The sequence below is a fragment of the Oceanicella sp. genome, from assembly GCF_056449545.1.
Map to the genome: position 1 here is coordinate 1 of NZ_JBWOMN010000144.1, position 12,565 is coordinate 12,565.

12 protein-coding genes are annotated in these 12,565 nt (G+C 70.2%); 4 read left to right on the plus strand and 8 right to left on the minus strand.

Features of this window, described 5'->3' with window-relative positions; all coding sequences use genetic code 11:
• The first annotated feature begins 145 nt into the window (after nucleotides 1-145).
• Complete coding sequence (locus tag AC1HC7_RS18435) at nucleotides 146-1,120, plus strand: peptidoglycan DD-metalloendopeptidase family protein (RefSeq protein ID WP_479499301.1); 975 nt, start codon at nucleotides 146-148, stop codon at nucleotides 1,118-1,120.
• A 77-nt stretch (nucleotides 1,121-1,197) separates the two neighbouring features.
• Here the strand turns inward: AC1HC7_RS18435 and AC1HC7_RS18440 are convergent, their stop codons facing one another.
• The 8 genes from AC1HC7_RS18440 to AC1HC7_RS18475 form a co-directional block, all read right to left on the minus strand.
• A complete protein-coding gene (locus AC1HC7_RS18440) occupies nucleotides 1,198-2,289 on the minus strand; it encodes a Glu/Leu/Phe/Val dehydrogenase dimerization domain-containing protein (protein ID WP_479496341.1) in 1,092 nt (363 codons plus the stop codon).
• Nucleotides 2,290-2,448: 159 nt separating this feature from the next.
• Entirely contained in the window at nucleotides 2,449-3,294 is an 846-nt protein-coding gene (locus AC1HC7_RS18445; protein ID WP_479496354.1) for an ATP-binding protein, read from the minus strand.
• 68 nt (nucleotides 3,295-3,362) lie between these two features.
• Nucleotides 3,363-4,202 (minus strand): twin-arginine translocase subunit TatC, encoded by an 840-nt coding sequence (gene tatC, locus AC1HC7_RS18450; protein ID WP_479496340.1) that lies wholly within the window; start codon nucleotides 4,200-4,202, stop codon nucleotides 3,363-3,365.
• Between the two features lie 34 nt (nucleotides 4,203-4,236).
• Nucleotides 4,237-4,833, minus strand: coding sequence for a Sec-independent protein translocase protein TatB (gene tatB, locus AC1HC7_RS18455; protein WP_479496339.1), 597 nt, complete (start codon nucleotides 4,831-4,833; stop codon nucleotides 4,237-4,239).
• A 44-nt stretch (nucleotides 4,834-4,877) separates the two neighbouring features.
• On the minus strand, nucleotides 4,878-5,120 hold the full coding sequence (gene tatA / locus AC1HC7_RS18460; RefSeq protein ID WP_479496338.1) for a twin-arginine translocase TatA/TatE family subunit: 243 nt from the start codon (nucleotides 5,118-5,120) through the stop codon (nucleotides 4,878-4,880).
• A gap of 222 nt (nucleotides 5,121-5,342) precedes the next feature.
• On the minus strand, nucleotides 5,343-6,437 hold the full coding sequence (locus tag AC1HC7_RS18465) for an ABC transporter ATP-binding protein (RefSeq protein WP_479496353.1): 1,095 nt from the start codon (nucleotides 6,435-6,437) through the stop codon (nucleotides 5,343-5,345).
• A gap of 295 nt (nucleotides 6,438-6,732) precedes the next feature.
• Complete coding sequence (locus AC1HC7_RS18470) at nucleotides 6,733-7,251, minus strand: GNAT family N-acetyltransferase (protein WP_479496337.1); 519 nt, start codon at nucleotides 7,249-7,251, stop codon at nucleotides 6,733-6,735.
• Between the two features lie 12 nt (nucleotides 7,252-7,263).
• Entirely contained in the window at nucleotides 7,264-8,046 is a 783-nt protein-coding gene (locus AC1HC7_RS18475; RefSeq protein WP_479499302.1) for an SDR family oxidoreductase, read from the minus strand.
• Between the two features lie 281 nt (nucleotides 8,047-8,327).
• Here AC1HC7_RS18475 and AC1HC7_RS18480 point away from each other — a divergent pair, with 281 nt between their 5' ends.
• The 3 genes from AC1HC7_RS18480 to AC1HC7_RS18490 all read left to right on the plus strand — a co-directional run.
• Nucleotides 8,328-9,167 (plus strand): universal stress protein, encoded by an 840-nt coding sequence (locus AC1HC7_RS18480; protein WP_479496335.1) that lies wholly within the window; start codon nucleotides 8,328-8,330, stop codon nucleotides 9,165-9,167.
• A gap of 159 nt (nucleotides 9,168-9,326) precedes the next feature.
• Nucleotides 9,327-10,934, plus strand: coding sequence for a peptide chain release factor 3 (locus AC1HC7_RS18485; RefSeq protein WP_479496334.1), 1,608 nt, complete (start codon nucleotides 9,327-9,329; stop codon nucleotides 10,932-10,934).
• A gap of 244 nt (nucleotides 10,935-11,178) precedes the next feature.
• A partial coding sequence (locus AC1HC7_RS18490; protein WP_479499303.1) for a DEAD/DEAH box helicase occupies nucleotides 11,179-12,565 on the plus strand: 1,387 nt, incomplete at its 3' end.

Genomic DNA, 12,565 nt, shown 5'->3' on the forward strand with positions numbered 1-12,565 from the left:
CGCCCGCTAAGGGGCCCCATATACCGGCCGCCCCCCGGGCACCCGGCCGCGCGGGGGCCACCACCGGGTGGGCCCGCCGCCCCCGCCGGGCTCCCCCCCCCCCGCGGGGGCGGCGGCGATCGCCCCGGCGCCAACCGCCGGCGCATTGTCCGCCGCCCCGCTGTCGACGCCCGCGCCCGCCCTCAGCGCCGCCGACAACGCCGCCGACAACGCCGCCGACGCCCCGATCCCCGGCGACGGCGGCCAGTGGTCGCCGGCGCTGATCGATTCCGCCATCGGACGCGCCGACGGCGGCGCCGCGGCGCCCACCGCGCTGCCGTCATCGGGCGGCGGATTCGCCGAGGTCGGCTATCACGAGGTGAAGGACGGCGAGACCGTCTATTCCATCGCCCGGCTCTACGGCGTCCCGGCGGCCTCGATCATTTCCTGGAACGCGCTGCGCGGCCCCGACTACAGCGTGTCGGCGGGCGAGGTGCTGACCATCCCGGCCGGCGCCCAGGCCACCGAAGTGGTGCCCGCCGCCGTGCCCGGCGCCGCCGCCACCGCCGCGCCGCCCCCCAGCGCCGGCGCGCCGCTGCCGGCGGACACCGTGCAGGCGGAACCGCTGAAATCGCCCCAGCTCGGCCAGTATCAGACCCTGCCCTCCGCCGCCGAGCCGACCCCGGAACCGACTGCGAAACCGGCCCCGACCGCCAATGCGGCCGCCACCTCGACCGCCGCCCCGGCGGGCGCCGGATCAACCGCCGCCGCCGCGACCGGGGCGACCCTGTCGCGCCCGGTGCCGGGCCGCGTCATCCGCCCCTACAACCGCAGTTCCGGCGGCGGGCGCAATGACGGCGTCGATTTCGCCGCCAAGGCGGGCGAGCCGGTCACCGCCTCGGCGGACGGCACGGTGGCGCTGATCTCCAATTCGCCGGGCTCGTGGGGCAACATCGTGCTGGTGCGCCATGACGGCGGCATCATGACCGTCTATGGGCGGATGGGCGAGATCAACGTCACCAAGGGCCAGCAGGTGCTGCGCGGCCAGGCGCTGGGCACCGTGGCCGAGGGCAGCCCCGCCAGCCTGTATTTCGAGGTGCGCCGCGGCGCCTTCAGCGAAAATCCCGAGGATTTCTTCTAGGCCCGGGGCGCCCAGGCGCACCAAAACCAACGGGCGGCCGATCGGCCGCCCGTTGCGCATTTCCAAGGCCGCGCGGGTCAGGCGCTGAGCCGTGCCGGCTCGCGCGCTGGCGCCGCGGCGCCGGATTTCGCCGCCGCCAGCTTTTCGCGGGCGATGGCCTCGGCGATCGCCGCCGTGGTGCGCCCCTCGGTCCGGGCGCGCTGCAGGATCGACGCGACGACGCCGCCTATGCCCTTGATGCGCGCGAAGGCGTCGGCGCGATCGAGGCTGGCGTAGATGCCCATGGAGGCCCCGATCACGCCGCCCGCGTTGACCACGAAATCCGGCGCGTAGGCGATGCCCCGGGCGCGCAGCGCCTCGGCGTGGCGCGGCGCCTCCAACTGGTTGTTGGCCAGCCCGCAAACCGCCTTCGCGCCCAGTTCCGGGATCGAGGCGTCGTTGAGCACGCCGCCAAGCGCGCAGGGGGCGAAGATGTCGGCCCTTGCACGATGGATCGCCTCCGGATCGGCGACCTGCGCGCCGTATTCCCGCACCACATGCGCCACGGCCTCGGGGTTGATGTCGGCGACGATCAGCGCCGCGCCCGCCTCGTGCAGGCGGCGGCACAGGTCGCGCCCGGTGTTGCCGAGCCCCTGCACCGCGACCCGCATCCCGGCCAGCCCGTCGCGGCCCAACGCCTCGGCCGCCACCGCCCGGATGGCGGCGAACCCGCCAAGCGCCGTGAACAGCGACGGGTTGAAGCCGTCCGGGTAGTCGCTGGCCTTGCAGAACACGTAGTCGCAGGTCTCGCCCAGCACATCCGCGTCGCCGGGGCCGACGCCCACGTCGATCGCGCTCCAGTACCGCCCCCCCAGCGACTGCACATGGCGCCCGAAGGCGCGCAGGATGTCCGGTTTCGCCGGGCTGCGGGGGTCGGCGACGATCACCCCCTTGCCGCCGCCCAGCGGCAGGCCGGCGACGGCGTTCTTGCAGGTCATGCCCCGGCTCAGCCGCAGCACGTCGCGCAACGCGTCCTCGAAGCTGGCATAGGCGTGCATCCGGCAGCCGCCCGCCGCCGGACCCAGCGTGGTGTCGTGGATGGCGATGATCCCGAACAATCCGGCGGCCGCGTCGCGGCAGAACAGCACCTGTTCGTGATCGTCGAATTCGGGATGCTCGAAAGGCGTCATCGGCGTGGTCTCCCTGTCAGCGCTTGCATGGCCGCAGGGTAGGCGGGCGGCGCGGGGATAGTCGCGCTTTCCGCAAGGCCATCCAGACCGATCTGGGACAAGCGTCCCGCCGCGGGGCGGTTTTCTAGGACAGCGTCCGCGCGTCGCCGGCCATGCGGGTCAACCCGGCAGGCGCACGCCGCGCCGTCCGGCCAGATCGGTGACGAACTGCCAGGCCACCCGCCCCGACACGGCGCCCCGCGTCTGGCGCCATTCGATGGCCTCGGCGCGCAGCGTCGCGTCGTCGATCTCGATGCGATAGGCGTCGCAATAGCCCCGGATCATCGCCAGGTAGTCGTCCTGCGAACAGGGATGGAACCCCAGCCACAGCCCGAACCGATCCGACAGCGAGACCTTTTCCTCGGTCGCCTCCGACGGGCTGATGGCGGTGGAGCGCTCGTTCTCGATCATGTCGCGGGGCATCAGGTGGCGACGGTTCGAGGTGGCGTAGAACAGCACATTGGCCGGCCGGCCCTCGACGCCGCCGTCAAGCACCGCCTTCAGGGATTTGTAATGCGCGTCGTCGCGGTCAAAGCTGAGATCGTCGCAGAACAGCAGGAACCGCTGGTCGGCGCCGCGCAGCAGGTTCATCAGCCGGCCCACCGACGGAATGTCGTCGCGCTGGATTTCGACCAGCGCCAGGCGCGGGGCCGCGGCGGCGGCGGCGTTGACCGCCGCGTGCACCGCCTTGATCAGCGACGACTTGCCCATGCCCCGCGCCCCCCAGAGCAGCGCGTTGTTGGCGGGCAGGCCCTCGGCGAAGCGGCTGGTGTTGTCGAGCAGCGTGTCCCGCGCCCGCTCGATGCCGATCAGCAGCCCGATATCCACCCGCGACACCGCGGCGACCGGGTCGAGCCGGTCCGGCTCGCTATGCCACACGAAGGCCGCGGCGGCGGTGAAATCCGGGGCGGAGACGGGCGGCGGGCTGATGCGTTCCAGCGCGCCGGCTATGCGCGCAAGCGCCAGAGCGCAGCCGCAGCCGCAGCCCGTTCCCCCGGCGCATGTCGCGGCGCCGGATCCGGAATCGCCAGGGGTCACGCGCCCCTCGCCTCCTCTTCGTCGTCATCCTCATCATCGGGGTCGACCAGCCCGTCGGCGATGTCCTGGGCGCGGCGTTTCCTTTCGGCCGCCTGAACCAGATAGATCGAGATCTCGTAGAGCAGGTAGATGGGGATGCCGAGGCCAAGCTGGCTGATCGGGTCGGGCGGGGTCAGCACCGCCGCCGCCGCGGCGATCCCCACCACGGCGTAGCGCCGCATCCGCTTCAGCCCCTTGGAATCCACCAGACCGGCGCGCCCCATCAGGGTCAGCAGCACCGGCAGCTGGAAACAGATGCCGAAGGCGAGGATGAAGGTCATCACCAGCGACAGGTATTCGTTGACCTTGCCCAGAAACTCGATCTGGGTGCCCGTGTCCCCGGTGTCCCCGGTCTGGAAATCGAGGAAGAAGCTGATCGCCATGGGCATGACCAGGAAATACACCAGCGCCGCGCCCATCACGAACAGGATCGGGGTGGCGAGCAGGAACGGCAGGAAGGCGCCGCGCTCGTTCTTGTAGAGCCCCGGCGCGACAAAGCGCCAGACCTGCATGGCGATGATCGGGAAGGCGAGGAAAAATCCGCCCCACAGCGCGATCTTCAGGTGCACGAAGAATTTTTCGTAAAGCTGGGTGTAGATCAGCCGCGCGTCCTGACCGCGTTCAAGCAGCTGTTCGCGCAGCGGCGCGGTGAGAAAATCATAGATTTCGCGCGCGAAGAAAAAGCTGATGATGGCGCAGACCAGCAGGCCGATCAGCGAATAGATCAGGCGCTGGCGCAATTCGGTCAGATGCTCGATCAGCGGCGCCGTCGAATCCTGCATGTCGTCAGTGGTCATGAACGGGTCTCACCCAGTATGTGCGCCGTCGCGGTCACGCCTTGGGCGCGTCGGCGGCGCCCGATCCGGCGCCCTGATCGCGCGCCAGTTCGGCTTCAAGTTCGGCCGCGCCGGCATTCAGCTCGGCGATGCGCGCGGCCGAGGCGGCGGCGGCCTCGGCCTTGCGGGACGCGGCCTGTTCGGCGGCGCGCAGCCCCGGATCGGCGCCCCCCGCCCCGCCCGCGGCTTCGGGCGCAGCGGTTTGCGGCGCGGGGTCCGGGATCCTGGCCACGGCTGCGCTGCCCGCGGTGGGCGCGTCTTCGTCGGCATCCTTGCCCGCAGCCTTGCCCGCATCGCCCGCGGCGGGTTTTTGCGGCACGCCCTTCATCATTTTCTCGGCGTATTTCTTCGGCGCGTCGGTCCCGATGTTGCGGTTGAAATCGGCGATCGAACGCTGCACGTCGCGCAGTTCCGAGATATCCGCCTCCTTGGCCGCGTCCTCCATCGAACGCTGGAATTCGCGCGCCATGCCGCGCGCCTTGCCCACATGCTGGCCAAGCGTGCGCAGCATCTTGGGCAGGTCCTTGGGACCCACCACGATCAGCGCCAGCGCGCCGATGACCAGCAGCTCGGACCAGCCGATGTCGAACATGCGATTGGAGACCTTTCGGCTGAGGCGTCAGGGACGGGGCGCGCTCAGGCGTCCTTGTTCGCGGCGGCCTTGTCGGCGGCCGGGGTCACGTCGATCGCGTCCTCGCCTTCGCCGGAGACCTTGCGCACCGCGTCGTCGGACGGGTCGTCCAGATCATCGGCCATGCCTTTCTTGAAGCTTTTGATGCCCTTGGCCACATCGCCCATCAGACCGGAGATCTTGCCCCGTCCAAAGAGAACGACGACCAGCAGGACGACGATCAGAATTTGCCAGATGCTCGGGCTCATTGCCGTGTACTCCCATATCGGCGGGCGCGCCGCGCCCTTGTCACCCACACACATATTCAATGATCGCGGCGGGTGAAAGACCATAACGCGCGAAATTGACCGGGGCTCCCGGATCGCGAATCCGGCGCGCAGGGCCGCGCCGGCGGGATGTCGCGGGCCCCGCGCCCCGGATTGTCGCCCCGGATTGCCGCGCCGGATTGTCGCGCCGTCAGGCGGCGCGGATCAGCGATCCCCCGCGCAGGGAAACACGAAACACCGGTCCCGGCGCATGGAAAACCACAGCCCGCCGCCCACCGGCGGCATGAACACCCCCGGCGAGGTGGCGCGCAGGATCGAGCCGTCATGATCCATCCGCGCCTCGATCAGGCTTTCCGACCCGAGAAACCGCGCCCGGCTCACATGACCGTGGGCCGCGACGCCGTGTTCGGCGTTTTCGCGCGGCGGGCCGGCGCCCGCGTCGAGGTCGATCTTCAGATGCTGCGGGCGGATGATGATCTCGACCTGCGCGCCGTCCGCCAGACCCGGGGTCAGGAACCGCCCGAACGGCGTGTCCGCCTGGCCGGACTCGACCACCGAATGGATGACGTTGATATCCGAGAAGAACGCCGCCGCCTTGCGGTCCACCGGGTAGTTGTAGACGTGATACGGCGCGCCGATCTGCACGATGCGCCCGTCGCGCATCAGCGCGATGCGGTCGGCCATGCGCATGGCCTCGTCGGGTTCGTGGGTGACCAGCAGCACCCCGGCGCCCTCTTCCTTCAGCACCGACAGGGTTTCGTCGCGGATGTCGTCGCGCAGGCGCTGATCGAGCCCCGAGAACGGCTCGTCCATCAGCATCACCCGCGGGCGCGGCGCCAGCGCCCGGGCCAGCGCCACGCGCTGCTGCTCGCCCCCCGACAGCATGTGCGGGTATTTCCCGGCGTAGCCCGACAGGCCGACCCGGTCGAGATACATCTGCGCCTGCCCCCGTTCGGCGCGCGGCAGGCCGAAGCCCACGTTGTCGGCGACGTTGAGATGCGGAAACAGCGCGAAATCCTGGAACATCAGGCCGATGGAGCGGTCCTCGGGCGGCGCGTGGGCGCGCCCCCCCGACACCACCCGGCCATCGAGCGTGACCGTGCCCGCCTCCTGACGCTCGACCCCGGCGGCGATGCGCAGCGTCGTGGACTTGCCGCAGCCCGAGGGGCCGAGCAGGCAGACCATTTCCCCCGGCTCCACCTCCAGCGACAGGTCGCGCACCACCGGCTGGCCGTCATAGGTTTTCGTCAGCCCCGCCAGCGCCAGGCGCGGCGGCGCCAGGATCGGCGGCTGGGGCATCGGCGGCGCGAGATTCGGCGCGGCGAGCGGCGCCGCCGGCGCCCCGCCCGACGCGCCCGACGGCGGGCTGGCTGGCTCCGCATCGGCGCGCAACGGCTGGATGACTGGCATTTCGGTCACGCTGGCTCCGCGATTGCCGGTGCTGGCCCGGTCCTGGCTTCATGCTGACCGGCGAAACCTCTGGCCTCAAAACCTATGGTTTCGCTCGGATACCGGGGAGATACCAACCAACCGCCCCAAGGGCAAGCGCGCCGGCGCGGTTCGATCGTCGCGTCACGCCGCCCCCGCCCCCGCCTCACAGCCAGAGAATCATCGCCACGCGGCGGCTCACGTCCTGGCCCGCCCGGGTCATCCAGCGATTGTCGTTGCGGCATTCCGGGGTCCAGTCGGCGGCGGCCAGCGTTTCGAAGCCCATGCGCGCATAGGCGGGCGCGTTCCACGGCACGTCGTCATAGGTGGTGAGGGTCAGCGCGTCGCGATCCAGCCGCCGGGCCCGGGCCGCGATTTCGGCGATCAACGCCCGGGCGAGCCCGCGGCGCTGATGCGGCGGGTCCACGTCGATTTCGCAGACATGCAGGCTGTCGGCCTCGATCTCGTAGATCGCGTAGCCCGCCACCGCGCCGCCGGCGACCGCCACCACAAGCCGCCCGATTTCGGCGGCGTCGGCGATGGCGTCGGGCGGCGCCGGGGCGGGCGCGACGATCTCCGCATGGGCGGTCGCCGCGAACATCTGCTCGCAGCGGCGCTCGATGGCGGCGCAGGCGGGCGCGTCCGCGCGGCGCCCGGCGCGGATTGCGAAGGCCGTGTCGGGCATCGCCCCGCCCGCCTACATCGACAGGTTGGTGGCGCCGCCGTCGAGCAGGATGTTCTGCCCGACGATGAAGCGCGCGCGCTCCGAACACAGGAACGCGCACATGGCCCCGAAATCTTCGGGCGAGCCGTAGCGCCCGGCGGGGATGGCGGCGGTGCGCCGGGCGCGGATCTCCTCCAGCGGCACGCCCTCGCGCCTGGCGTCGGCCTCGTCCATGCCGCGCGGCCGATCGGTGTCGTGCAGCCCCGGCAGCAGATTGTTGATCAGCACCCCATGGGGCGCCACCTGGCGCGAGGTGCCGCCCACATAGCCCGTCAGCCCGGCGCGCGCGCCGTTGGACAGGCCAAGCACCGCGATCGGCGCCTTCACCGAGACCGAAGTGATGTTGACCACCCTGCCCCAGCCGCGATCGATCATCCCCGGCAGCGCCGCCTTCATCAGCATGATCGGGGTCAGCATGTTGGCTTCGATGGCGGCGAGCCAGTCCTCGCGTTCCCAATCCGACCACAGGCCCGGGGGCGGGCCGCCGGCGTTGTTGACCAGGATGTCCGGCGCGCCGCCCGCCGCCGCCAGCACCGCGGCCTGGCCCTCCCGCGTGGTGATGTCGCAGGCGATCGGCGTCACCTTCACGCCATGGGCGGCGCGAATCGCCGCCGCCGTGGCGTCGAGCGTCGACTGCGTGCGCGCGTTGATGACCAGATCGACCCCCGCCTCGGCCAGCGCCTCGGCGCAGCCGCGCCCGAGACCCTTCGAAGACGCGCAGACCACCGCGACCCTGCCCTTGATGCCCAAATCCATTGCCGATCCTCCCCCTGTCATTCACCGAGCGCCCATGCGCGCCGCGATCATGCGACCGGTGTCGGGAACGAAATCTAGCGGCGCCCGCGTCGGCGTCAATCGCGCTGGCGTTCCCCCCCGCCCCCCGCCCCCCCCCGCCAGCCCCCTCCCGGCCCCCTCCCGGCACGCGCCGCCGCATATCGCCGCGCGCCTTGCAATCGGGTCCGGCGATCGCCACGATTCCCCCTGCGGGCGCGCACGCCGCGACGACCCGCCCCCGGCCCTTCAGGAAAGGATCCTCCGTGAAAACCCTGTTCGTCGCCTCCGACCTTTCCGCCCGTTCCGACCGCGCCGTGCAGCGCGCCTTCATGCTGGCCCGCGACGCCGGCGCAAGGCTGGTCGCGCTTTGCGTCATCGACGAGGACCTGCCCGCCGATCTCGCCGAATCCCGGCGTCGCGAGGCGGCGGCGCGACTGCAGCGTCTGTGCGACGGGCTCGCCGGCGCCGGCGACGGCGCGCCGGTGGATTTCGAGGCGCGCGCCGAGATCGGCGATCCGCTGCGCGACATCCATCGCACCGTCGAAAGGATCGACGCCGATCTGGCGGTCTTCGGCCTGCACCGCCTGCGCCCGTGGCGCGACCTGTTCGGCGCCACCACCATGGAGCGCCTGGTGCGCATGAGCGTGAAGCCTGTGCTGGTGGTGCGCGATCCCGCCGATCACCCCTACGCCACGGCGCTGGCCGGGGTGGACCTGTCGCCGGCCTCGGCCGCCGCGCTGCGCGCGGTGCGCCGGATCGCCCCGGCCGCGCGGCTGGTGTCCTTTTACGCCTTCCACATACCCTTCAAGGGGTTCATGGGCGGCGCGCCCTCGAGCGCCGAGATGAAACCCTATCTCGACGAGGCCCATGCCGAACTCGAGGCCTGGCGCCGGAACGCCGCGCTGCCCGAGGGCATGGCGCCCCCGCAGCTGGTGCAGGCGTCGGTGCAGCAGGCGCTGATGCGGTTCATGGAGTCCGAAAAGCCCGACCTGCTGGCGGTGGGCGCCCATGGCCGCGCGACCATATCGCCGTCGCTGCTCGGCAGTTTCACGGAATCGCTGATGCGGGACCCGCCCTGCGACCTGCTGATCGTGCGGCGCTGAGGCGCTTGTCGTCGCGCGGCAGTCCCGAATGGCGGCGCCGGCGGCGATCTGTCGCCGGCGCGCCCGGCCGGCTGAGGGTCGCGGACCCGCCCATGGCGTGATCCGCGACGTTCCTTCCGCCCCTTTCCCCCGCCCCCGGCTTCGCCTAAACAGCCTGCCATGCAGGACACCGGACATATCTCGCCGCATCTGCCGCCGGAAATCGCCCGGCGGCGGACCTTCGCGATCATCTCGCACCCGGACGCGGGCAAGACCACGCTGACGGAAAAGCTGCTGCTCTATGGCGGCGCGATCCAGATGGCGGGACAGGTGCGCGCCAAGGGCGAATCCCGGCGCACGCGCTCGGATTTCATGAAGATGGAGCAGGAGCGCGGGATCTCGGTCTCCGCCTCGGCCATGTCGTTCGAATATGACGGCCACTGGTTCAACCTCGTCGACACACCCGGACACGCGGATTTTTCCGAGGACACCTACCGCACCCTGACCGCGGTCGACGCCGCGATCATGGTCATCGACGGCGCCAAGGGCGTGGAGAGCCAGACGCGAAAACTGTTCGAGGTCTGCCGCCTGCGCGACATGCCGATCCTCACCTTCTGCAACAAGATGGATCGCGAAAGCCGCGAAACCTTCGACATCATCGACGAGATCCAGGACCTGCTGGCGCTCGACGTCTGCCCGGTGAGCTGGCCCATCGGCATGGGCCGCGATTTCATCGGCTCCTACGACCTGCTGAACGACCGGCTGATCCTGATGGATCGCGCCGAGCGCAACGTGCGCGGCGATTCCATCGAATTGTCCGGGCTCGACGATCCGCGCATCGCCGAGCACGTCCCCCCCGAGCTGCTCGAAACCCTGCGCGAGGACATCGAGATGGCGCGGGAACTGCTGCCCGCCTTCGATCGCGAGGCGTTTCTCGCCGGGGCCATGACCCCGATCTGGTTCGGCTCGGCGATCAATTCGTTCGGCGTGCAGGAACTGATGCGCGGGCTGGCCGATTACGCGCCGCCGCCGCTGGCCCGCAAGACCGCCGGTCGGGTGGTGGCGCCCGACGAAAAGAAGGTCTCGGGATTCGTGTTCAAGGTGCAGGCCAACATGGACCCCAAGCATCGCGACCGGGTGGCGTTCCTGCGCCTGTGCGCGGGGCATTTCAAGCGCGGCATGAAGCTCCGGCATGTGCGGTCCGGCAAGCAGATGGCGATCTCGAATCCGGTGCTGTTCATGGCCTCGGACCGTTCGATCGCCGAGGACGCCTGGGCGGGCGACATCATCGGCGTGCCCAATCACGGGCAGCTCAGGATCGGCGACGCGCTCACCGAAGGCGAGGACCTGCATTTCACCGGCATCCCGTCCTTCGCGCCGGAACTGTTGCAGACCGTGCGCGCCGGCGATCCCATGAAGGCCAAGCATCTGGAAAAGGCGCTGCATCAATTCGCCGAGGAAGGCGCGGCCAAGCTGTTCAAGCCGATGATCGGCGCGGGGTTCATCGTCGGGGTGGTGGGCGCGCTGCAATTCGAGGTGCTGGCCAGCCGCATCGAGCAGGAATACGGGTTGCCGGTGCGCATGGAGCCGACGCAATTCACCGGCGCCCGCTGGGTGAGCGGCCCGCGCGCCGCGGTCGAGGCCTTCGCCAATGTCAACAAGGGGCATATGGCGACGGATCATGACGGCGATCCGGTCTACATGATCCGCCTGCAATGGGATCTGGACCGGGTGGCGCGCGATTTTCCCGAAGTGGTGCTGAGCGCCGTCAAGGAAACCCACGCCTGACCCGCGCGCCGGGTCAACCAGGCGCCCGATCGCGCACTGCAAGCGATCATGCGCAAAAACCGGTCGCGCGCGACCAAAAGCAACGGGCGGCGCGCCGCGCAATTGGCCGCGCGCATTGACTTTGCCGCGGCGATGCGTATGGTGCGCTGCACTATGCGTCAATACGGGCGCAGAACGGGGCCGCTTTGGATGCGCGGCCTATTCAGCCGCGATGCCGCCGCATAATCCGCAAGCCAGGACCCACATGAAATTCTCTGATCTCAACATCGACTCCAAAGTTCTCAAAGCCGTCGAGGAAGCCGGATACGACACCCCGACCCCGATCCAGGAACAGGCCATTCCGCTGGCGCTGCAGGGGCGCGACGTGCTCGGCATCGCCCAGACCGGCACCGGCAAGACCGCCGCCTTCACCATCCCGATGATCTGCAATCTGGCCAAGGGCCGGGCGCGGGCGCGCATGCCGCGCAGCCTGATCCTCTGCCCGACGCGCGAACTGGCGATGCAGGTGTCCGAAAACTTCGAGATCTACGGCAAGTATCACAAGCTCAACATGGCGCTGCTGATCGGCGGCGTCAGCTTCAAGGACCAGGATCGCAAGATCGACCGCGGCGTCGATGTGCTGATCGCCACCCCGGGGCGGCTGCTCGACCATCACGAACGCGGCAAGCTGATGCTCACCGGCGTGCAGGTGATGGTGGTGGACGAGGCCGACCGCATGCTTGACATGGGCTTCATCCCCGACATCGAGCGCATCTTCAAGATCACCCCCTTCACCCGTCAGACGCTGTTCTTCTCGGCCACCATGCCCGCCGAGATCACCCGCCTGACCGAACAGTTCCTGCACAATCCCGAACGCATCGAGGTGGCGCGCCAGGCAACGGTGGGCGAGAACATCGCCCAGCAGGTCTGCGAGATCACCCCGTCGCGCAAGGACCGCGCCGATCGCGAGAAACGCGAAACCCTGCGCGAATTGATGAACGCCGAGGGCGATTCGCTGACCAACGCCATCGTGTTCTGCAATCGCAAGCGCGACGTGGCGACGCTGTTCAAATCGCTCAAGAAGCACGATTTCAATGTGGGCGCCCTGCACGGCGATCTGGAGCAATCCGAGCGCATGCGCGTGCTCGCCGGGTTCCGCAACAACGAAATCCGCATCATGGTCGCCTCGGACGTGGCGGCGCGGGGGCTCGACATCCCCACGGTCTCGCATGTGTTCAATTTCGACGTGCCGATCCATGCCGAGGATTACGTGCACCGCATCGGGCGCACCGGGCGCGCCGGACGCCCCGGCAAGGCGATCACGCTGTGCCTGCCCCATGAGCGCAAGGCGCTGGCGGCGATCGAGGATCTGGCCGGCGGCGAGACGATCGCGCGCATGGACTCGCCGCTGCAATCGGGGCCCGCCGCGACGCCGCAATCGGCGCTGCCGGACGCCATGAAGCCCGAGACCCCGGAGACCGAAGCCGCATCGGGCGAACCCCGCCGCGGCGGACGCGGCCGCAGCCGCGGCGGACGCCGCCGGGACCGACAGGAGCCCGCCGCCGAGGCGGCCGCGCCGGTCGCCGCGACGCCGGAAGCCGCGGCGCTCGACGCGCCGGCGTCACGCCCGGAACCGCGCCCCGAGCCGGCGC